At 63.8% G+C, this 21093-nt stretch carries 16 protein-coding genes; 8 read left to right on the top strand and 8 right to left on the bottom strand.

From position 1 onward, the window contains the following. Window positions 1-2: 2 nt before the first annotated feature. A complete protein-coding gene (locus LB538_RS01945; protein ID WP_224522690.1) occupies window positions 3-2189 on the top strand; it encodes a vWA domain-containing protein in 2187 nt (728 codons plus the stop codon). A gap of 139 nt (window positions 2190-2328) precedes the next feature. Continuing rightward, complete coding sequence (locus LB538_RS01940; protein WP_224522689.1) at window positions 2329-2613, top strand: hypothetical protein; 285 nt, start codon at window positions 2329-2331, stop codon at window positions 2611-2613. Between the two features lie 8 nt (window positions 2614-2621). Here the strand turns inward: LB538_RS01940 and bmt are convergent, their stop codons facing one another. Both bmt and LB538_RS01930 read right to left on the bottom strand, forming a co-directional pair. After that, window positions 2622-3644, bottom strand: a complete 1023-nt coding sequence (gene bmt / locus LB538_RS01935) for a betaine--homocysteine S-methyltransferase (protein WP_224522688.1) — start codon at window positions 3642-3644, stop codon at window positions 2622-2624. A 155-nt stretch (window positions 3645-3799) separates the two neighbouring features. Then, entirely contained in the window at window positions 3800-4657 is an 858-nt protein-coding gene (locus LB538_RS01930) for a helix-turn-helix domain-containing protein (protein ID WP_224522687.1), read from the bottom strand. A gap of 228 nt (window positions 4658-4885) precedes the next feature. On the opposite strand from LB538_RS01930, the gene LB538_RS01925 reads away from it, so the two are divergent. Both LB538_RS01925 and LB538_RS01920 read left to right on the top strand, forming a co-directional pair. Next, window positions 4886-5908 (top strand): fatty acid desaturase, encoded by a 1023-nt coding sequence (locus LB538_RS01925; RefSeq protein ID WP_224522686.1) that lies wholly within the window; start codon window positions 4886-4888, stop codon window positions 5906-5908. A 76-nt stretch (window positions 5909-5984) separates the two neighbouring features. Then, complete coding sequence (locus LB538_RS01920) at window positions 5985-6821, top strand: phosphate/phosphite/phosphonate ABC transporter substrate-binding protein (protein ID WP_224522685.1); 837 nt, start codon at window positions 5985-5987, stop codon at window positions 6819-6821. Here the strand turns inward: LB538_RS01920 and LB538_RS01915 are convergent. The 5 genes from LB538_RS01915 to LB538_RS01895 form a co-directional block, all read right to left on the bottom strand. Further along, window positions 6789-8129, bottom strand: coding sequence for a M24 family metallopeptidase (locus LB538_RS01915; protein ID WP_224522684.1), 1341 nt, complete (start codon window positions 8127-8129; stop codon window positions 6789-6791). The genes LB538_RS01920 and LB538_RS01915 overlap by 33 nt on opposite strands. A 16-nt stretch (window positions 8130-8145) precedes the next feature. Next, a complete protein-coding gene (locus LB538_RS01910; RefSeq protein ID WP_224522683.1) occupies window positions 8146-9549 on the bottom strand; it encodes an ArnT family glycosyltransferase in 1404 nt (467 codons plus the stop codon). A 193-nt stretch (window positions 9550-9742) separates the two neighbouring features. Beyond that, window positions 9743-12325, bottom strand: a complete 2583-nt coding sequence (locus LB538_RS01905) for an FAD-dependent oxidoreductase (protein ID WP_224522682.1) — start codon at window positions 12323-12325, stop codon at window positions 9743-9745. Continuing rightward, the gene (locus LB538_RS01900) at window positions 12322-12807 is read right to left on the bottom strand and encodes an endonuclease domain-containing protein (protein ID WP_411908985.1); all 486 of its coding nucleotides are present in this window, start codon (window positions 12805-12807) and stop codon (window positions 12322-12324) included. The genes LB538_RS01905 and LB538_RS01900 overlap by 4 nt, the downstream gene beginning before the upstream one ends. A gap of 363 nt (window positions 12808-13170) precedes the next feature. After that, on the bottom strand, window positions 13171-14748 hold the full coding sequence (locus LB538_RS01895; RefSeq protein WP_224522681.1) for a trimethylamine methyltransferase family protein: 1578 nt from the start codon (window positions 14746-14748) through the stop codon (window positions 13171-13173). A 241-nt stretch (window positions 14749-14989) separates the two neighbouring features. Here LB538_RS01895 and LB538_RS01890 point away from each other — a divergent pair, with 241 nt between their 5' ends. From LB538_RS01890 to LB538_RS01875, 4 genes are all read left to right on the top strand, one after another. Beyond that, window positions 14990-16150 carry an MFS transporter gene (locus tag LB538_RS01890; RefSeq protein ID WP_224522680.1) on the top strand — a complete coding sequence of 387 codons (1161 nt, stop codon included), beginning with the start codon at window positions 14990-14992 and terminating at the stop codon, window positions 16148-16150. Between the two features lie 72 nt (window positions 16151-16222). Then, window positions 16223-18292, top strand: coding sequence for a prolyl oligopeptidase family serine peptidase (locus LB538_RS01885; RefSeq protein ID WP_224522679.1), 2070 nt, complete (start codon window positions 16223-16225; stop codon window positions 18290-18292). A gap of 32 nt (window positions 18293-18324) precedes the next feature. Next, the gene (locus LB538_RS01880) at window positions 18325-18447 is read left to right on the top strand and encodes a hypothetical protein (protein WP_040969798.1); all 123 of its coding nucleotides are present in this window, start codon (window positions 18325-18327) and stop codon (window positions 18445-18447) included. 51 nt (window positions 18448-18498) lie between these two features. After that, entirely contained in the window at window positions 18499-19878 is a 1380-nt protein-coding gene (locus LB538_RS01875) for an aspartate aminotransferase family protein (RefSeq protein WP_224522678.1), read from the top strand. A 325-nt stretch (window positions 19879-20203) separates the two neighbouring features. Here LB538_RS01875 and mmsB read toward each other — a convergent pair whose 3' ends face one another. Next, the gene (mmsB, locus tag LB538_RS01870; RefSeq protein ID WP_095764951.1) at window positions 20204-21088 is read right to left on the bottom strand and encodes a 3-hydroxyisobutyrate dehydrogenase; all 885 of its coding nucleotides are present in this window, start codon (window positions 21086-21088) and stop codon (window positions 20204-20206) included. Window positions 21089-21093: the final 5 nt, after the last annotated feature.

Below are 21093 nucleotides of genomic sequence, written 5' to 3'. Positions count from 1 at the left end.
CCATGGTCGACGACAACGAACTCGAAAGGCTGCGCGACATCGCGGTACCGGCGCCGGACGGCGAGGCGAAGGCGCGCGCGTTCGCCGCCGCGATGCAGGCTTTCGACCTCGACGAAAAAATCTCGCCTGTTCGCCAAGGAACGTTCGCAGGCCTTCGTCTCACGGAGCGAGCAAGAATGCTCTGGAGAGACATCATGCAACGGAAACTCATCGCCACGCCGGCCATCACCGCGCTGGTCGCGCTGCCTATCGCCGGCTATGCCGCTTTCGAGATGCTGAAGGACCACCCGCCCGTCGTCGGCGGCAACGGCACGGTCACCGAGACCTTGGCCGACAAGCCGGCGGCGCAGAAGCCTGCGCCGGAACAGCCCGCGATCAACGAGCCGCTGGCAGCGGCGCCGGCCAAGGAGAAGAAGACAGACGCCGACGCCGAGACTCGGGCCAATTCACAAGTGGCGGTGCCGAAGCCGGCGACAGAGGTCGACGGCCTGCTCAAACAGGAGGCTGCGCCGGAGAGCAAGCGCGCCCTGCAGCCTGCGCCGGCGGAGAGCGGCCAGCTCGCGGCCGGCGGCAAGGACGGGTCGTCAAACAGAGTGATCATGTCGATGACACCGCCTAGCGTCGATGAGGCTGAGCGGGCCGACAAGGCGCCGGCAGGCGGCGCGGCCGCCGTTCCGGCGTCTCCGCCCGCCGTCGCCGATTCCAAGCTGATGGTGCAGCCCGCGCCCATGCCGGTCGACCAACTGCAGCCGCAGGAGGAAAACCGCGATCGCGTCGAGAATTTCAAAACCAATCCGGTGCATGAAACAGCCCAGGATCCGGTCTCGACTTTCTCGATCGACGTCGATACCGCCTCCTATTCTTTCGTGCGGCGCTCGCTGAAGGAAGGCAGTCTGCCCGAACCGGACACGGTTCGCGTCGAGGAGATGATCAACTACTTCCCCTATGACTGGAAGGGACCGGATTCGACCAAGACGCCGTTCAACTCGACCGTCACCGTCATGCCGACGCCGTGGAACGAGCATACCAAGCTCATGCATGTCGCGATCAAGGGTTTCGACGTTAAGCCGGCTGAGCAGCCGAAGGCCAATCTGGTCTTCCTGATCGACGTCTCGGGCTCGATGGACGAGCCCGACAAGCTGCCGCTGCTGAAATCCGCCTTCCGCCTGCTGGTCAGCAAGCTGAAGCCCGACGACACCGTCTCGATCGTCACCTATGCCGGCAATGCCGGCACGGTGCTGATGCCGACCAAGGCGGCGGAAAAGCAGAAGATCCTTGCGGCCATCGACAATCTGGCGCCCGGCGGCTCGACGGCCGGCGAAGAAGGCATCCGCGAAGCCTACAAGCTTGCGCAGCAATCCTTCGTCAAGGACGGCGTCAACCGCGTGATGCTTGCCACCGACGGCGACTTCAATGTCGGCCAGACCAGTGACGACGACCTCAAGCGGCTGATCGAGAAGGAGCACAAGACGGGCGTGTTTCTCTCCGTGTTCGGCTTCGGCCGCGGTAATCTGAACGACCAGATGATGCAGACCATCGCCCAGAACGGCAATGGCACGGCGGCCTATATCGACACGCTGGCCGAAGCCGAGAAGGTGCTGGTCGAGGATGCCTCCTCGACGCTGTTCACCATCGCCAAAGACGTCAAGATTCAGGTCGAGTTCAACCCAGCCACGGTCTCCGAATACCGTCTCGTCGGTTATGAGACCCGCGCGCTGAAGCGCGAGGATTTCAACAATGACCGCGTCGATGCCGGCGATATCGGCTCGGGCCATTCGGTGACCGCGGTCTATGAGATCACGCCTAAAGGCAGCGGCGGCGAGCAGGTCGATCCGCTGCGCTACGGCCAGGCCAAGGTCGACAATGGCGGCGTCGCCAATGCCGGCGAATATGCCTTCGTCAAGATCCGCTACAAGCTGCCGGACGAGAACGTCTCGAAGCTCATCACCACGCCGGTGACCGCCGCCAATGAGGTCTCGTCCTTCGATGCGGCCGGCGCCGACCAACGTTTTTCGGTTGCCGTCGCGGCCTTCGGGCAGAAGCTGCGCGACGAGGATCAGACCGCGAATTTCAGCTATGACCGCATCGCAGAGATCGCCAATGCCGCGCGCGGCGCCGATCCATTCGGCTATCGGGCGGAGTTCCTGTCGCTGGTGCGGCTGGCCTCATCGCTGGACGGCAACAAGTAGGCCATTGCGGATTGAAGGAAAGGCCGGCGGGACAGATCCTGCCGGCCTTTTTTCGATCGTTAAATTGCACGGGTTTTCCGGAACCTCGCCGCAACGAGCTTCTGTTAGTCGGTGCTGACAAGGGTTTGAGGGATCAGCAGTGCATATCACGACAATGGGGAACGTGAACTCGACGGCGGCCAATGCCCCGGTGCGCGGACCGTCCGCTGCTTCAGCGGAAGCCGCGCGAATCAGGAACGATGTCGACGCGGCGCGCAACACAGCGCTTTCGGCCCTCAACAACGACCGTTTTCGCTCGATGCTTGAGCAGATCAGCGACCCCGGCGCATCGGGCGCCCTGATGACGATGGGCGCCGACAACCAGGGCAGTGCCGGCACCGATCTGAATACTGCGCTGTCGCGCTACGCTGAAAACAGCAAGTAGAAAACGTATCAGGCGCGGCTGCGCCGGCGCTCGCGGCGGGCTTCGCTGGTCTCGGCGGTGTTTGCCGTCGCCGCCTTGTTGCGCATCGGGCCGATGCGCTCGACGATCGTCTCGACGGTCGGGCGGGTCGACTTGGTGTGCGCGTCCAGCGCCTTGCGCATGGCAGCAAGGTGCGCGAACGAGGTGCCGCAGCAGCCGCCGACAATCTTGGCGCCGGCATCGACCGCCAGCCGCACATAATCGGACATCAGCTCCGGCGTGCCGGAATAATGGATCTCTGCGCCGCGGAACTCCGGAATGCCGCAATTGCCCTTGACGATCACGGTCGCGTCCGGCTTCGCCTCGGTCATGTCGAGCAGCGAAGCCAGGATATCGGAAGCGCCGACGCCGCAATTGGCGCCGACGCCGAGAGGGGCCTGCGACAGGCCATCGGCGACGGCGTGGATATCCTTCGGCAGCAGGCCCATCATGGTGCGGCCGGCCGTGTCGAAGGAACCGGTGTAGGTATAGGGCAGGCCGACACGAATGGCGGCCTCAGCCGCGGCGCGGATCTCGTCCGGCGCCGACATGGTCTCGATCCAGGCGACTTCGGCGCCGCCGGCCTTCAAGCCCTCGATCTGTTCGGCGAAGGCCTCGACCGCCTCGTCATAGGTCACGGCGCCAAGCGGCACCAGCAATTCGCCGGTCGGGCCGACGGAGCCGGCGACGATCACCTTGCGGCCGGCCTTGTCGGCGACGGAGCGGGCAATCTCGGCGGCGCGCTTGTTCAGCTCGTGGACGCGATCCTGCGCGTGATGCAGCTTCAGCCTGTGGCGAGTGCCACCGAAGGAGTTGGTGAGAATGATATCGGCGCCGGCGTCGACAAAGTTCTGATGCAGGCTGGCGATGGTCTCGGGCGCCGTCTCATTGAGCAGCTCAGGCGCTTCCCCGGCCTCAAGACCCATCGCGAACAGATTGGTGCCGGTGGCGCCATCGGCCAAAAGCACGCCTTTTTCGGCAAGCAGTGCGTCAATAGGGTTGGTCGCGGTCATGGCCCTGAATTTCCTGCCTGGAATGGCTTTCGCGTTCAAATTCAAATAACGATATAAAGAAGTCTTTATGTCCAGTCAACGAATTTGCGGCCGAGAAAGGCCAAGGGTTTCGCTGGAACGATCAGGGGCAGCCAAGACGATATCGATGCGCGCGATCAGGCAGAGCCTGATGGAAAGGACATTGCGGCCAGCTTTTGCGCAAAGCTCGCGGCCTCGTGCGCGTTGATGTCGGCGGCCCGGATCAGGTTGTCGAAATGGCTGGTGAGCGTGCGGATCGGCTGAGTGGCGCTCAACACGATATACATGTCGCCGACATAGATCGCGGCGCGATAGGGGCCAAAGATCGTATAGGGGATCGAATAGCGAATGCGGCCGTCATAGAGGAACAGGCGAAAGGTCGGATAAAGATCGTCAAGCAGCGCCGCCATGTGCAGCAATTGCTTGCGCCGTTCGACCTCGGGGAAACGATCCCAGACGCCGAGGCCGCGCGCGAAGATCTCCAGCGTGTGGCGCGGCATGCAGACTTCCATGTCGGTCTCCGGCCGACGGTTGTAGTCGATGCGATATTGCGTTTCGCCTGCCTGCGCCTCACGGCTCTTGTTGGCAATGCCGGCCTCATATTCCACCAGTGCCTCGGTCCGCAGAAGGTCGGGAATGCCGGCGGGCACATAGCGGATCTTGGTGCCGGCCGCCTCGGCATGCCATTTGGCCAAAAGCGTACGGTCGAAGCCGTCGGGCGCCTCCTCGATCTCCAGGCTTTCTCTGATTTCGCCGGTGACCCCTTCGTCCTGGCTCAGGCCCAGCAGCCAGTCGAGCGATACCTTGAACTCGGCGGCGATGTTGAGGAGGGTCTCGGCGCGCGGCAGGCGGGTCGAGGCGCCGGAGAGGAGCTGCGACAGCGCCGAACGGTCGATGCCGACCGCCGTCGCGAAGGCCGACTGGTTCAGGTCGGACCGTGTCAAGAGCAATTTCAGGCGCTCCCGAAAGGTCGTCGACAGATCGCGCTTGTCCATCACGCAGCTCCAGCATTGAGGAGGAAAAATTTGCGCCGGGGCCGTTCTGAACGTGGCTCAGGCGGAAATGAATCCCGGTGTCTGTTTACAATGTATAACATATGCCGCCAAAAATGCGCATTCGCAACGGTTTGTGCGCATTGTCGCGTTGATGTAACGGCAGGCTACTGACACAATGTTGTCAGGAATCGAGTTGGTTCCGGCGACTGGGGGGCAGTGGTCGAGAGCATGGCAAGCGTGAATACCGGCACGAAAAAGAGACGTAGCAGCACACCGGCTGTCGAATGGCCGACAGTCTCCCTCACACTCTTCTGCTACGGCGCATGGCTCGCCACCGGTTTCCTTGTCTGGCCATCCCATCCGCTTCTGGCGCTTGCCGTCCTGCCCTTTATCCTGGCTCTGCAATCCTCGATCATGCACGAAGTGCTGCACGGTCATCCGACCCGCAACGCCAGGATCAATGAAGCTTTCGTCTTCCTGCCCATCGGCATGGTCTGGCCGTTCCGCCGCTTCAGAACCATCCACCTTCGCCATCATGCAGACGAGCGCCTGACCGATCCCCTCGACGATCCGGAGAGCTACTATCAGGCGCTCTGGATGCATGAGGGCCTGCCGCCGACAATGAAGCTTCTGCTCAAGATCAACAACACCATGGTTGGCCGCCTAGTCCTCGGTCCGTGGTTGTCCTCGGTCGGTTTCTTCATCGACGATGCCAAGCAGATCCTTGCCGGCGACAAAGCGATCCGCAAGGCCTGGCTGCTGCATGCCGTCGGCCTCGCGATTGTGGCGCCGATCGTCACGTTCGGCTTCGGCATCCCGCTGTGGCTCTATATCCTGGTGCCGGTGTGGCTCGGCCAGTCGCTGATCTCGATCCGCACCTATGCCGAGCACCAGTGGTCGGAGCATCCGGAGGGGCGAACGGTGATCGTCGAGCGCTCGCCGCTCTCCTTCCTGTTCCTGAACAACAATCTGCATTTCGTTCATCACAAGAGCCCGACCATTGCCTGGTACCGGCTGCCGAAGCTCTTTCGCGAGCGCCGCGAGGAATGGCTGCGGATGAACAACGGTTATGCCTATCCGAACTATTTTGCGATGCTGAAGGCCCATGCGTTCAGGGCCAAGGAGCCGATCGTTCATCCGGTGCTGCGGCGCACGCCGGAACCGGGCCGCGCCTTCAAGCCGCGCGTCAGGGCGCGCAATGTCAGCGGACTTGGCACGGCGCCGGTTCCCGCCGAGCCGCCGAAGGAGTAATTTCGACTTTCCGCGACGCTTTTTGCGCGGCGGAACGCAGGCGCCGAAGGCCGCTTGCCTTTGAAAGCTATTCGACATGAGCAAGTTCGTTGCGGCCCTGCCTATGTATGATTGGTCCGAAGCGCGGGGCGAGGTCGACGCGCAATGGGCGCGGCTCCGCGACGCTTTCCGGCAAAGGGGCATCGAGGCGCCGGAGGCGGTCGTGCGCAGCAATCGCGAGCTGCCAGGAGTTCCCGGCGGCATACTCGATGACGCCGGCAAGCCGATCGCACCCGACCCGGCGACGCTGCCCCCGGAAGAATTGGACTTTCACCAGCTCTGGCTGAGCCCGGCGCTGCTCTTCGGGCAAACCTGCTGGGGGCCGATGGAACTCGGTCTTGCGCGGCATGTGCAGGTGGTTGCGCAGCCGAGCTACGATGCGTTCGAGGGCGGGCAGGGAGAGCTCTATTCCAGCGCGCTGGTGATGCCGGCGGATGGCGGACCGGGGATTGCCTCGCCCGCGGACGGCAAGGCCCTCATCCCGATCGACCTTCTCCGCGGCAGGCGCTTCACCTTCAACAATCCGGATTCGATGTCCGGGCTGATCGGCCTGCAGCGCGACCTGGAGGCGATGGGCGAAAGCCTGGACATCTTCGCCTCGCGCGGCGAAAGCGGCGGCCACCGGTCGTCGATTGTGGCCGTCGCGGAAGGCAGGGCCGAGGTCGCGGCCATCGACTGCGAAAGCTGGGCGCTGGCGCAACGTTTCGAGCCGGCGGCGAGAGGCGTGAAGGTGGTCGGCTGGACGGCGCGGCGCAAGGGCCTGCCCTATATCACCGCCCGAACGACGCCGGAAAAAATCGTTGCCGCGATGCGCGACGCCGTCGCGGCTGTCGAAAGCGGATCAGAGCAACCGCTCGTCCAGCTTGTAGGCTGAAAGCTTCTCGTTGCCGGTTTCGGTGATCAGGATCTGCTCCTCGATCTTGACGCCTTCGTGCCCGCCAAGCCTGCCGATATAGCTTTCGACGCAAAGCACCATGCCTGGTTCGAGCACGCCGTCCGGCGTGTCGTCGGTCCAGTCGCCGGCATGCGGCAGCGTCGGATATTCGTCCGCCAGGCCGACCCCGTGATAGAGCACGCCGTAGCGCGTCGGATAGCAGTCGTCCGGCGGCACCGCCGAGCGCTCGACGAGATCGCGAAAGGAGATGCCCGGCCGCATCAGATCGGTGTTATGAGCGATCTGATCGGCGGCGATGCGGAAGAGGTCGCGCTGCTCGTTCGACGGCTGCCCGTCGCCGCAAAGCCATGTGCGCGAAAGATCGGCGCAGAACCCGTAGGGACCGATCAGGTCCGTGTCGAAGGCGACGAGGTCGCCATTCTCGATGACGCGCGAGGAGCATTCCTGGAACCAGGGATTGGTGCGCGGTCCCGATGACAAAAGACGCGTTTCGATCCATTCGCCGCCGCGCGCGATGTTGCCGCGATGCAGTTCCGCCCAGAGCTCGTTTTCGGAGATGCCGGGCTTCAGCGCTGTCTCCATCTCGCCAATCGCCGCCTCGCAGGCGACGATGGCGCGGCGCATGGCGAGGATCTCGTCCGGCGATTTGATGAGGCGCGCATTCTCCATCACCGCCTCGCCATTGCCTATCGCGATGCCGCGGCGGGCGAGTTCCTCAACGCCTTCCGGATTGATGCGGTCGACGGCAATGCGGCGGTTGCCGCCGCCATGCTCGGCAACGAGCTCGGTGATACCGGCACCCCAGCGCCGGACTTTCTGCTCGGTGAGCTCGCCGCTGTAGAGATATATCCACGATACCGCAGGGCGCACCTCGTCGACGACGCCCGAATGGTCGGACAGGTGCTCGCAGGAGAAATAGTCGAACAGCACCACCGGCCCTTCCGCGGCGACGAAACAGTGGCGTGTCGAATTGTGCGCGACCCAGAGCTGCATGTTGGTCGAGTCCGTCGCGTAGCGGATGTTGACCGGGTCGTAGAGCAGGGCGCCGGCATAGTCGCGGCGCTTCAGCTCGGCGCGGATGCGGTCCAGCCGGTATCTGCGCATTTCGGCCAAGTCCGGCACGGCGACGCCCGCCGTCGCCCACTCGGCTTCGGCGGTCGCGCCATAGCCCAGCAGATGCTGGTTGAGCGAGGCCGCCTTTTCACGCGAGGCCTCGCGCAGCGCTTCGACCGAGCTGGGCTCGAAGGGCATGATCTTGCGATGGCGGCCGAAGCCTAGCTTGTCCATTCGTCCCACCTGAAGCTTACTGCGCTACCTTCTTGTGCAATCTGGTAATCGTGACCTTGCGGGGCGGAAAGCCGAGTGCCTGCGGCACTTCAATCGTGCGGTGGATGGTGTCCATCACGTAGCCGACCTTCGCCAACTCTTCGAAAACCTCCGAAGACGATTCCCTGTCATCGGTAAGCACGAGCACCGCCGGCTCGCGGATCGACCTGGCGAAGTCCGGCGTCTCGTCATCGAGCGCGATGAGGTCGGCATCGACCAGGCGCAGATTGCCGACCCAGAACCAGCTCGAGACCACGGTCTTGACCGGTCCGTCGGCGTTGATCTGGTCGTAAAGCGAGCGGTAATCCATGCGCACGATGCTGCCGCGGCTGTCGCCGCCGTGCAGATGCATGTACCAGCTCAGCGGCAGCACCAGTATGGCAAGGAGAGCGCCGACGAAGACAATGGTGGCTTGCGTCTTTCGGCCTTTCTGGCCCATGGCGTCGAAGCGCATGGCGAGCGCCGCGGGCAAGAGGATGAAGATCGGTAGCATCCAGCGGTCGCGAAACTGGGTGATGCCGGCCGCCAAGACGATTGTGACCATGACCACAAAACCAAGTACAATCGCCCGCCACAACAGCTTTTCCGGCCACCGTACCGGCTGAGGCGGATCCGTCCGTTTTCTTGTCGCCAGGACGTAGGCGACGGCAAAAATCACGACCGGCAGTCCAGCGAAATTGACGATCGCGTTGACCAGTCTGCGGATGCCGAGAAGCGCCGTTTTCGCAACGCTGCCGCCTTCGGCGACGCCCAGGCCCCCTTGGTGCGCGAGCAGGTCTTCCAGATGTGTCAGGCTCCAATAAAGCGTCGGCAGGCAGGCAAGGACCGCCACCGCCACGCTGATTGCGAAACCGCGGTCGAAGATCGCCTCACGCGTTTCGCGAACCGAGAGAGATGCCAGGAACAGGGCGGCAAGGAAGATGACGATGTTGTATTTCGACAGCATCGCGGCCGCCGTCGCCAGGCCGAAAAACGCATAGGCAACGGCCGATCGCCGCTTCTCCACCTCGACCAGCGCCAGAAGCAGCACCGAGGTGAAACAGAATATGGCGACCGAGTGGGTGAGGGCGTGCTGCATCTCCCAGAAGATCTGAGGAAACAGCAGCAATCCGAACATGCCGGCCGCCGCGGCGCGGTTCGAGTAGCCGAGGCGGCGTATAGCGGTGAAATAGGCGACCAGCCCCGCGGCCAGCAGGCCGTATTTGACGATCTTGAGGGCAAGGACGCTGGTTCCGACCAGCGAGGCCGCAAGCGTCGCCAGCCAGGTGTATAGAGGCGGCTGCGAGCTGCCGTAGCCGGCGGCCAGGAACCGCATTTCCGTCAATTGCTCTGCATCGTCGACACCGACGCCCGTGCCCGCAACATGGGACAGCAGGGCCATCATGACGATCTGGGTCAGGCAGTAGAGGAGGACCGACGCAACCGCCGCGCTGAATGGACCGACCCGTTCATCGCAGAGCCAATCGGTCCATTTCTCTAGTTGCCGCAAGGGGACGGTCTTCTCATGCTGATGCGCCGGTAGTGGGCTCGGACCATGCCATAGCTACCAACGCAATCCAACAATTCGTGGGGCCTCAGGTCCGCATCTTCTCGCCGCTCGGGTCGAAAGGCGGCTCGACATTGATGCGGGCGGGGCGGCGGTGGCCGAGAATCTCGATCTCGAACAGGCCGGCGCTTTCGTCCTCGGCAAGAGCGGCCGGCACATAGCCCTGCGCCATCGACTTCTGCACGTAATGCGCATAGCCGCCCGAGGTCACCCAACCAACGACGCGCCATTCGCCATCGACGATGCCGCGCACGGCCGAAGCGCCTTCGGCGGCCTTCGAGCCGCGCACTTCCTTGCCGGATGTGTCGAAGCGCGGCGCGCCGTAGCCATGCGGCTTCTCGACCGTGCCGTAGTCCTTGCCGACCTTGGCCCAGATCGGCTCGTCGCCCATCACGTCGGCATCGGCAGCGTCGACGATGAAGGAGACCCGGCGCAGCTTCGGCCCTTCGGCATGCTCCCTGGCGGACGCCTCGCGGCCGATGAAGTCGTTCTTCTCCAGCTTGATGAATCGGTCCATCGAGCCTTCGAACGGTCCGTAGATCGGACGCAATTCACGGAACCAGGTCGGAAAATTCTTTTCCAGGCGCATGGAGAGCAGCGCACGCATGCCGAAGTCGACGATGCCGAATTCCGCGCCGGCTTCCTTGATCGCCTTGTAGACGAGGCGTTGATAGGCGGGCGCCATCCAGATCTCGTAGCCGAGGTCGCCGGTATAGGTGATGCGGTTGACCATGCAGGGCGCGCCGCCAACGGCCATCTCGCGGAAGTCCATGAAGCGGAAGGCCTTTGTCGAGACGTCGACATCGACGAGCTTCTGCAGCAGGTCGCGCGATTTCGGCCCGGCGATGGAGAGACCGACCAGCGTCTGGTCGAAGCGGTGGATGCGCACCGAGCCATCCTTCGGCAGGTGCTTCTCGAACCAGCGCATGTGATATTTCTGCGCTGCGGACGAGCCCCAGATCATGAAGCGGTCTTCTCCATTCCTTGGGCCGGCCTTGGCGATGGTGAAGTCGCCGACCAGCTTGCCGAATTCGTTGACCATCGGGGTCAGCACGATACGGCCAACCTTCGGCATGCGGTTGGTCATCAGCCGGTTGAGGAAATCTTCCGCGCCCGGACCGGACACCTCGTATTTGGCGAAGTTGGCGATCTCGGTGACGCCGACCCTGTCGCGCGTGGCGCGCACTTCCTCGCCGATCGGGCCGAAATCGTTGGAGCGGTGGAAGGAGACGATGTCCTTCGGCTCCGTGCCCTTCGGCGCGAACCAAAGCGGCGTTTCCAGGCCCCACGAATCGCCCATGACGGCGTTGTTGGCGAGCATGGTGTCGTAGAGTGGCGTCGTCTGCGCCGGACGGGCGGCGGGCAGTTCTTCGTTCGGGAAGCGGATCGAGAAGCGGCGCGAATAGTTTTCCCGCACCTTGGCGTTGGTGTAGCGCAGGCTCGCCCATTCGCCGAAGCGAGCGACATCCATGCCCCAGACGTCGAAGCCCGGATCGCCATGCACCATCCAGTTGGAGAGCGCGAGGCCGACGCCGCCGCCCTGGCTGAACCCGGCCATGACGGCGCAGGCGCACCAGAAATTGGTCAGGCCCTGCACCGGGCCGACCAGCGGATTGCCGTCGAGCGCGAAGGTGAAGGGGCCATTGATGATCTGCTTGATGCCGGCCTTCTCGATGCCGGGGAAATGCTTGAAGCCGATCTCCAGCGACGGAGCGATGCGGTCGATGTCGGGCTGCAGGAGCTCATGGCCGAAATCCCATGGCGTGTTGACCGGCGACCACGGCTTGCAGGCCTTCTCGTAGGTGCCGAGCAGGACGCCGTTGCGCTCCTGGCGGGTGTAGATCTCGCCCTTGAAGTCGAGCACGCCGATCATCTCGCGGCCGGTCGACTTGTTGAATTCCTCGACCTCCGGCATCGGCTCGGTCAAAAGGTACATATGCTCCATGGCCAAAACCGGCAGCTCGACGCCGACCATGCGGCCGATCTCGCGCGCCCACAGGCCGCCGCAATTGACGACGTGCTCGGCATGGACCGTGCCCTGCTCGGTGACGACGTTCCAGGTGCCGTCCGGCTGCTGAGTGAGGTCGACGACGCGGTTGCGCAGCACGATCTCGGCGCCGAGCTTTTTTGCCGCCTTGGAATAGGCGATGGTGGTGCCCGAAGGGTCGAGATGACCTTCGACCGGATCCCACATGGCGCCGACGAAGTTCGTTTCGTCCATCAGCGGGAACATCGCCTTGGCTTCCGAGGGCGTGATCAGCTCGGTATCCATGCCGAGATAGCGGCCCTTGGCGTGAGCCAGCCGCAGAAAGTCCATGCGCTCGGGCGTATCGGCCATCATGACGCCGCCGGTCAGATGCAGCGAGCAGGACTGGCCGGAGAGTTCCTCGATCTCCTTGTAGAGCTGGACCGTGTAGGCCTGCAGCTTGGCGACGTTCGGGTCGCCGTTCAGCGTGTGGAAGCCGCCCGCCGCATGCCAGGACGAGCCGGAGGTCAGCTCCGAGCGCTCGATCAGCATGATGTCGGTCCAGCCGGCCTTGGCGAGATGATAAAGCACCGAACAGCCGACGACGCCGCCGCCGATGACAACCGCTTTTACGTGGGATTTCATGCAGATAGATCCGTGTTTGAAAATACTGAAGCGGGGGATCGAGGTGTGAAAACAAAGCGGAGATCCGATGCCGCGATGTTTTCGGTCAGCCTGCCGTCGAGCGCGGCGAGGATGGTTTCACAGACGGAAGCACGATGTTTCAGGACGTCATGGTTCCAGAAGCGCAGGATCGAGTAGCCCTGAGCCTGCATGAAGTGGTCGCGGCGGCGGTCATATGAGCTGTCGGCGTGTTGGGATCCATCGACCTCGACGACGAGCCGACGCTCGCGGCAAGCGAAGTCGGCGAAGAACGGTCCGATAGAAAACTGACGCGTAAAGCGATAGCCGCCGAGCTTGCGTGACTTCAGTTCAAGCCAAAGCAAGGCTTCCGCTTGATTGCCGGCTTGCCGGAGATTTCTTGCGCGCTTGGTCGTGCCTTGTTTGCGACGGCTTCGCGTTTGAGCAGCGCCTTCCCCCACTCCGTCGCCGCTTCGCGGCGCCACCTCTCCCCCCTCCGGAGGGAGAGGAAAGGAGCCAGCTGGAATCGCCGCGCGCCTTTCCTCTCCCCCGTCGATCGGGGGAGAGGTGTCGAGCGAAGCTCGACGGAGTGGGGGTCGACTGTGCACCAAATCCGTTTGATTTCCGGCTTGCTGGGTCGTGCCCTGTTTGCGACGGCTTCGCGTTTGAACAGCGCCTTCCCCCACTCCGTCGCCGCTTCGCGGCGCCACCTCTCCCTCCTCCGGAGGGAGAGGAAGGGAGCCAGCTGGAATCGCCGCGCGCCTTTCCTCTCCCCCGTCGATCGGGGGAGAGGTGTCGAGCGAAGCTCGACGGAGTGGGGGTCGACTGCTCATCAGCAACACAGAAAATCAGAAATCCGTCGGCGCGCCGCCTTCGGCGCGGCGTTTCTCGACGAAGTCGTTGAGCTCCTCGCGGATGGCCGGATCCATATAGGGCTCCTCGTAAGAGGCAAGGCGCTCCTTCCAGACCTTGTTGGTCCGCTCCATCGCCGTCGGCGAGCCCGCCTCGGCCCATGTCTCGAAATTGCGCCAGTCGGACACGATCGGCGAATAGAAGGCGGTCTTGTAACGTTCCTGCGTGTGCTGGGTGCCGAAGAAATGACCGCCAGGACCGACCGACTGGATGGCGTCGAAGCCGAGCGCATCCTCGGAGAGGTCGAGCGGGGTGAGGAATTCGGCCACCATCTGCAAAAGGTCGATGTCGAGGATGGTCTTTTCATAGGAGCAGCGCAGGCCGCCTTCCAGCCACCCGGCGCCATGCATCATCAGATTGCCGCCGCCCTGGATGGCGCCCCATAGCGAGAATACGCTTTCATAGGCGGCCTGGGCGTCGACCGTATTGGCGGCGCAGGTGTTGGAGGTGCGGTAGGGAATTTGATAGCGGCGCGCGAGCTGGCCGCCGACGAGCTGCGCCTTCATATATTCGGGCGTGCCGAAGGCCGGCGCGCCGGACTTCATGTCGACATTGGAGGTGAAGCCGCCATAGCCGACCGGCGCGCCTTTCTTGACCATCTGCGCGAAGGCAATGCCCGAGAGCGCCTCGGCGTTCTGCTGCACCAGCGCGCCGGCGACGGTGACGGGCGCCATGGCGCCGGACAGCGTGAAGGGCGTGACGATCACGGCCTGGCCCATGCTCGACATCTGGATGATGCCTTCCATCATCGGCACGTCGAGCTTGAGCGGCGAATTGGTGTTGATGATGGTGAAGACCGACGGTTCCTGCATCAGCTGCTCGCGGCTGATGCCGCGCGCGATGCGGGTGATCTCGATGCCGTCGACGTTGCGTTCCTTGCCGAGTGAATAGATGTGGAAGACTTTGTCGGTCAGCATGGCTAGGTCGCGAATGCATTCCAGGTGCCGCACCGACGGATGGATATCGATCGGCTCGACCGGATAGCCGCCGGTGCAGTGCAGGATGTTGTGCATCTGCGCCAGGCGCAGGAAGTTGCGGTAATCGGCCTGGTTGCCGGGCCTGCGGCCGCGGTCGAGGTCGGAGCAGTTCGGCGCCGAAGCCATCATCGACAGGATGACGTTGTTGCCGCCGAAGCGTAGATTATGCGCCGGGTTGCGGGCATGCAGCGTGAACTCCGACGGGCAGTGCGAGACAAGCTCGAGGACCATGTCGCTGTCGAAGCGCACGCGCTCCGAGCCTTCGCGCACGTCCGCGCCATGCGCCTTCATGATGCGGCGGGCCTCGTCGTGCAGAACGTCGACGCCGATTTCCCTCAACACACGCAGCGAGGCGAGGTGGATTGATTCCAATTCGTCATCGGACACCAGCCTCGTCGGCATCAGCGGGTTCTTCAATTGCCGGAAGGCGGGCTGCTCGAAGGCGGCCGAGCCGCCGGCGCGCTTTCCCGCGCGGCCGCCACGGCGGGCGCGATCGGTTGCCAGTGCCGGCTCGGCGGGATGAAGGGCGGCAGTCATGAGAAGCCTCGTGAGGATGCGAATTTGGCAGGCATAATGGACTGGCCGCAATGCAGCCGGTGAGGAGGCGGCGACCACTAGGGCGAGGGAAGCGACATGACGGAAGGGGAGCTTGAGCAAGCCTCCCTGCAGCGCCGGGGCTCCTGACAGGGTTTGGCTGGAGCATCCGCTTTCGCGGGCCGTGGGCCTTACGGCAACCGGCCGCAACGGCTAAGCCTTCCACCGATTGGATCAGGAACTGATGGCTCTGGCGGATTCAAACAGCAGCGAGAGCGTGCGGTGGGCCGCGATCACCGGCGTGATCGCGACGGTTTCCGTCTTCGCCATAGCGCAAGGGCTTTCCTATCCGCTGCTCAGCTTCATCCTGCAGCGGCAAGGCATTTCGCCGGCGATGATCGGGCTGTCGGCGGCGATGACGCCGGTCGGCTTCATCCTGTCCTCGCCGCTGATCCCGGGATTGGCGCGCCGGTTCGGGGCGGGGCGGACCGCGCTGACCTGCGCGGCGCTTTCGGCGCTGGTGCTGGCGCTGATCGGCTGGACGCAAAATGTCTATCTGTGGTTCCCGCTGCGCTTCCTGATCGGCGTGGTGACCAACCCGCTCTATGTCCTGAGCGAAATCTGGGTGATTGCGCTTGCGCCGCCGGCGCGGCGCGGTCGCGTCATGGGCATCTATTCAACCATCATCTCGGCGGGCTTCGCGGCCGGGCCGCTCTGCCTGCTCGGCGTCGGCACGGAAGGCTGGCCGCCTTTCCTTGTCGGCATTCTTGCCTTCCTCTTCTGCGGCGGCTGCCTGGCCGTGGTGGTGAAAAGGCTGCCGAACGTCGACGAGGCCGAGAACAAGGTTTCGGTGCTGGGCTTCATACCAATGGCCTGGCTGCTTATGTCGGCCGTGATCGTCGCGGCCGGGTTCGAGCAGGCGATACTGGCGCTGCTGCCGGTCTATGGGACGCATCACGGCATTCCCGAAGCGCGTATGTCGGCGCTGCTTTCCGTGATGATCGCCGGCAACATCGCCATGCAGGTGCCGCTCGGTCTGCTCGCCGAAAGATTGACGGCGCGCCTGGTGCGGTTCGGCTGCGTGGCGGTGACCGCCCTTGGATGCGTGGCTTTGCCGGCGCTGATCGAGACGCCGCTGATCTGGGTTTGCGTCTTTATCTGGGGCGCCGTTTCCTACGGCATCTACACGATGTCGATCATCGAGCTCGGCGAACGCTTCACCGGGTCGGCGCTGGTTGCCGGCAATGCCGCCTTCTCGCTGATGTGGGGTTTTGGCGGCATCGTCGTGCCGCCGCTCACCGGCGGCGTCATGGATGCCATTGGCGCCGCCGGCCTGCCGGTCACGCTTGGCGCCATCTGCGCGGCGCTGGCGGCGGCGACAGTTGTTCGACGGCGGGTTTTGTAATCGGCCCCGAATGGCTCTTGAATATCAAGGCAGCGAACGCGATGTAGGCGGGGCCGCCGGATGGAGACCTGCATGACCAGCACGATGACCAAAATCCAGCTCGAATTGACCGCCGACGATCCCTACCTCTGGCTTGAGGATCGTAACGGCAAGGAAGCGCTGGACTGGGTTCATCGCCAGAATGCGCTGACGGTCGCCGAACTGCAGGGCGATCCCTCCTATAAGGCCGCATTCGAGACCGCGCTCGACCTGATGACCGCTGAGGACAATATGCCCGTCGGGGCTGCACTTGCCGGCTATGTCTATAATTTCTGGCAGGACAAGACCAATGCGCTGGGTCTCTGGCGGCGCACGACGGTCGCGTCCTACAAGACCGACAAGCCCGACTGGGAGACGATCATCGACTTCGATCAGCTTTCCGCGAAGGAAGGCGTGAAGTGGGTGTTCGGCGGGGCGAGCCGGCTCTATCCCGATTTCAACCGCTGCCTGCTCTACATGTCGCCCGATGGCGGCGATGCCAGCGAGATGCGCGAATTCGATATCGCGGCGAAATCCTTCGTCGAGGACGGGTTTCGCGCTCCCGCTTCCAAGTCGGGCTTTTCCTGGCTGGACAAGGACACGGTGATCGTCTCCGCCGCTTTCGAGGAAGACGACAAGACGCAGTCCGGCTATCCGCGCGTGATCAAGCTGTGGCGGCGCGGCGCCAAGCTCGACGACGCCACGCCGATCCTCGAAGGCGAGAAACAACATCTCGCGGTCGGCGGCGGTGTCGAATATGACGGCGACAAGCGGCACGTGCTGCTCGGCAAGACGCTCGACTTCTTCACCTCGCACAGTTTCCTGCGGCTGGCTTCGGGTGAGAACCGGCGCATCCCGCTGCCCGACGACGCCACCGACACGATGGTCTTCAAGGGCCAACTGATCTTCGGCGTGCGCAGCCCCTGGACGGCGCCGGACGGCACGCGCTGCCTGCCCGACGGGCTCTATTCGGTCGATTTCGATCACTGGATCGAGAGTGGTGTCTTTGGGCCGTTCCAGACCGTGCTCGAGCCGGCGCACCGCGTTTCGATCGCCGGCCTCGCCAGGACGCAGGACCGGCTGTTCATCAACCTGATGGACAATGTGCGCGGCAAGATCATCGCCTGCGACCGTGCCGCAGAAGGCTGGTCGCTGAAGCAGATAGCGCTGCCCGACAACGGCAATGTCGGCATCAGCCATGTCGAGCATTTCGGCTCGAGCGTCTCCTTCTCCTTCACCGATTTCCTGACGCCGAGCTCGATCATCTGGTCGGATGACAATGGCGAGACGCTTCAAACGGTGAAGTCGCAGCCGGCCCGCTTCGACGCCTCGCCTTATATCTCGGAGCAGTTCGAGGCGCGCTCGAAGGATGGCACGATGATCCCGTATTTCGTGGTGCGGCGGCGCGACCAGAAAGGGCCGGTGCCGACACTGCTCTACGGCTATGGCGGCTTCGAAGTGCCGCTGCTGCCCGGCTATGCCGGCATTCGCGGCAGGCTCTGGTTGGACAAGGGCAATGCCTATGTCCAGGCCAACATCCGCGGCGGCGGCGAGTTCGGTCCGGCTTGGCACCAGGCAGCGCTGAAGGGCAAGCGCCAGAACGCTTTCGACGATTTCGCGGCGGTGGCCGAGGATATGGTCCGGCGCGGCATCACCACGGCGGCGCAGCTTGGTATCCAGGGCGGCTCGAATGGCGGCCTGCTCACCGGCACATCGCTGACGCAGCGGCCGGAGCTGTTCGGCGCGGTCATCATCGACGTGCCGCTGCTCGACATGCTGCGCTACACCGACCTGCCTCCCGGCGCCTCGTGGATCGCCGAATATGGCGACCCGTCGAAGCCGGAAGAGGCGGCCTGGCTCGGCGCCTATTCGCCCTACCAGCATGTCAAGGCAGGCGCTGCCTATCCGCCGGTGCTCCTGATGACGTCCACCGCCGACGACCGCGTCCATCCCGGGCATGCGCGCAAGATGGCGGCGCGGCTGCAGGAGGCAGGCCATGGCCGGACGCTGTTCTTCGAAGAGACCGAAGGCGGCCATGGCGGGCGCGGCGATCGCCGGCCGCAGGCGGCGCAGACGGCGATGCGCTACATATTCCTGCAGCGGGCGCTAACCGGAACAGCTTGAATTTTGAGCCTCAGGCGGCATAAGCTGCCGCCATGATCCGCTTCAGCACATCAGGCGCCTTCGGGGTCGCGGTGACGCCGTCACCGCGCACGCTGCGCGCCGAGCTGTTGCGGCTGTGCGCCCGGATCGGCTATTCGCCGCCCCGCTTCCTCTGACGAATCCGCCCCGGCCGCTGCCGGATTGATTCAAGAGGAAAGATCAAATCCATGACCTATCAGAATTATTCGCTGAAGCAGCTTCAGCAGATCGATGCCGCGCATCACCTTCATCCCTTCACCGACCACAAGGAGCTGCGCGAGACGGGCTCGCGCATCATCACCCATGCCAAGGGCCCGTTCATCTACGATGCCGACGGCACCGAAATCCTCGACGGCATGGCTGGCCTGTGGTGCGTCAATGTCGGCTATGGCCGCGACGAGCTGGCCGAGGCTGCCTACGCGCAGATGAAGGAACTGCCTTACTACAACTCCTTCTTCAAATGCTCGACGCCGACGCCGGTGCTGTTGTCGAAGAAGCTGGCGGAGCTGGCGCCGAAGCATGTCGGCCAGGTCTTCTACGGCTCGTCCGGCTCGGAAGCCAACGACACGGCGCTCCGGCTCGTGCGCCACTATTGGGCGCTTGAAGGCAAGCCCGAGAAGAACCGCATCATCTCGCGCAAGTCGGCCTATCACGGCTCGACGATCGCCGGCGCCTCGCTCGGCGGCATGGAGCCGATGCACAAGCAGCTCGGCGGCGCGGTGCCCAACATCGTCCATGTGATGATGCCCTATGCCTATGAGCTCGCGCTGCCCGGCGAAAGCGACCATGATTTCGGCATTCGCGCGGCAAAGGCGGTCGAGGACGCGATTCTCGAGGCCGGTGCCGACAAGGTCGCCGCCTTCATCGGCGAGCCGGTGATGGGCGCTGGCGGGGTGAAGATCCCGCCGATGAGCTATTGGCCGGAAGTCGAGCGCATCTGCCGCAAATACGATGTGCTGTTGATGCTGGACGAGGTCATCACCGGCTATGGCCGCACCGGCGAGTGGTTCGCGGCGCAGACGTTCGGCATCGAGCCCGATACCATCACCACCGCCAAGGCGCTGACCTCGGGCTACCAGCCGCTGTCGGCGCTGCTGGTTGGCGACCGCATGGCCAGGACGCTGGTCGAGAAGGGCGGCGAGTTCTATCACGGCTACACCTATTCCGGTCATCCGGTGGCTTGCGCGGTGGCGCTGAAGAACCTCGAGATCATCGAGAAGGAAGGCCTGGTCGAGCGCGTCAAGAACGACACCGGTCCCTATTTCGCGCAGGCGCTGCAGGAGCGGATCGCCGGGCACAGGCTGGTCGGCGAGGTGCGCTCGATCGGCCTGATGGGCGCGATCGAGATCGTCAAGGACAAGGCGACCAAGGAACGCTATCTGCCGTCGGGAAGCGCTGCCGTCGTCGTGCGCGACCACGCGATCGCGCAGGGCATGATGCTGCGGGCCACCGGCGACACTATGATTCTCTCGCCGCCGCTGATCTGGACGCGCGACACGATCGACATGGCTTGCGAACGCATCGCCAGGGCGCTCGATCTCGCTGACGCCGATTTGCGCAAGCGCTAAGCGGATGTTCTCCGGGCGCTTCCGACTGAGCGCCCGGTCCATTCCTGAACGGCTCGCAGAGGGCGTCTCCGAAACGCAAAAACCGCGTCCCTGCGGGAACGCGGCTTTGCCAGATACACATGGCATTTCGCTACGAGAATACTTGCGAAATTTACGGGCTCCGGTACGCGAGACCTGATCCGGAGCGCCGGGCAGACGCGATGTCCGCCTCGCAGTCCGTTTTAAAGGCACATCGTTACCGGTGCGTTAGCAAGACCTTAAGCAAATCTAAATTTGCCGGCTTCGCACCGGGAAATCTTGGAAATAACCCTTCAAAAGCAGAGACTTATGCCGGATTTCCGCGCAGGAAATTAATAATGCCGGAAAAATCGGCGCCGGCGTGGCCTTGCGCATTGAACAAGGCATAGAGCTGCGTGGCTTCGGCGCCGAGCGGAGTCGCGGCGCCTGCGTTCTGCGCGGCTTCCTGCGATAATTTCAGGTCCTTCAGCATCAGCGCGGCAGCAAAGCCGGGCTTGTAGTCGCGGTTGGCCGGCGAGGCCGGAACAGGGCCGGGCACCGGGCAATAGGTGGTGAGCGACCAGCACTGGCCCGAGGAAGTGGAGGCGACGTCATACAGCGCCTGGTGTGACAGGCCGAGCTTTTCGGCCAGCACAAAGGCTTCGGCGACGCCGATCATCGAGATGCCTAGAATCATGTTGTTGCAGATCTTGGCCGCCTGGCCTGCGCCGTCGCCGCCGCAATGAACGACGCGCCCGGCCATCGGCTTCAGGATCGGCTCGGCAGCGGCAAACGCCTGATCCGAGCCACCGGCCATGAAGGTGAGTGTGCCGGCAGCGGCGCCGCCCGTGCCGCCGGAGACGGGTGCGTCGATCGACGGATGACCATGCTTCGCGGCAATGGCATGCGCCTTGCGCGCCGATTCGACATCGATGGTCGAGGAATCGATGAACAGCCCGCCTTTCCTGGCCTTGGGCGCGATGTCCTCATAAACCGACAGCACATGCTTGCCGGCCGGCAGCATGGTGATGACGACGTCAGCGTCCTTCACCGCCGCGACGGCGTTCGCCATGACGGTGACGCCGTGTTCCTTGGCAGTGGCTAGGTTCTCGGGCACGAGGTCGAAGCCCAGCACCGTATGACCCGCCTTTACGAGGTTGGCGGCCATGGGATTGCCCATATTACCGAGGCCGATGAAGGCGATGGTTGCCATCGTTT

This window comes from Mesorhizobium sp. Ca11 (assembly GCF_020165275.1).
Taxonomy (GTDB): Bacteria; Pseudomonadota; Alphaproteobacteria; order Rhizobiales; family Rhizobiaceae; genus Mesorhizobium.
The sequence above is the reverse complement of the archived record's forward strand: the minus strand, read 5'-3'. Positions and strand labels throughout refer to the sequence as shown.

Coding starts and splice junctions, on each gene's coding strand:
- LB538_RS01920 (WP_224522685.1), top strand. CDS start 5,985: ATGAGCAAGTTCGTTGCGGCCCTGCCTATGTATGATTGGTCCGAAGCG.
- bmt (WP_224522688.1), bottom strand. CDS start 3,644: ATGACCGCGACCAACCCTATTGACGCACTGCTTGCCGAAAAAGGCGTG.
- LB538_RS01930 (WP_224522687.1), bottom strand. CDS start 4,657: ATGGACAAGCGCGATCTGTCGACGACCTTTCGGGAGCGCCTGAAATTG.
- LB538_RS01885 (WP_224522679.1), top strand. CDS start 16,223: ATGACCAGCACGATGACCAAAATCCAGCTCGAATTGACCGCCGACGAT.
- LB538_RS01905 (WP_224522682.1), bottom strand. CDS start 12,325: ATGAAATCCCACGTAAAAGCGGTTGTCATCGGCGGCGGCGTCGTCGGC.
- LB538_RS01925 (WP_224522686.1), top strand. CDS start 4,886: ATGGCAAGCGTGAATACCGGCACGAAAAAGAGACGTAGCAGCACACCG.
- mmsB (WP_095764951.1), bottom strand. CDS start 21,088: ATGGCAACCATCGCCTTCATCGGCCTCGGTAATATGGGCAATCCCATG.
- LB538_RS01895 (WP_224522681.1), bottom strand. CDS start 14,748: ATGACTGCCGCCCTTCATCCCGCCGAGCCGGCACTGGCAACCGATCGC.
- LB538_RS01880 (WP_040969798.1), top strand. CDS start 18,325: ATGATCCGCTTCAGCACATCAGGCGCCTTCGGGGTCGCGGTGACGCCG.
- LB538_RS01890 (WP_224522680.1), top strand. CDS start 14,990: ATGGCTCTGGCGGATTCAAACAGCAGCGAGAGCGTGCGGTGGGCCGCG.
- LB538_RS01910 (WP_224522683.1), bottom strand. CDS start 9,549: ATGGCCCTGCTGTCCCATGTTGCGGGCACGGGCGTCGGTGTCGACGAT.
- LB538_RS01945 (WP_224522690.1), top strand. CDS start 3: ATGGTCGACGACAACGAACTCGAAAGGCTGCGCGACATCGCGGTACCG.
- LB538_RS01875 (WP_224522678.1), top strand. CDS start 18,499: ATGACCTATCAGAATTATTCGCTGAAGCAGCTTCAGCAGATCGATGCC.
- LB538_RS01915 (WP_224522684.1), bottom strand. CDS start 8,129: ATGGACAAGCTAGGCTTCGGCCGCCATCGCAAGATCATGCCCTTCGAG.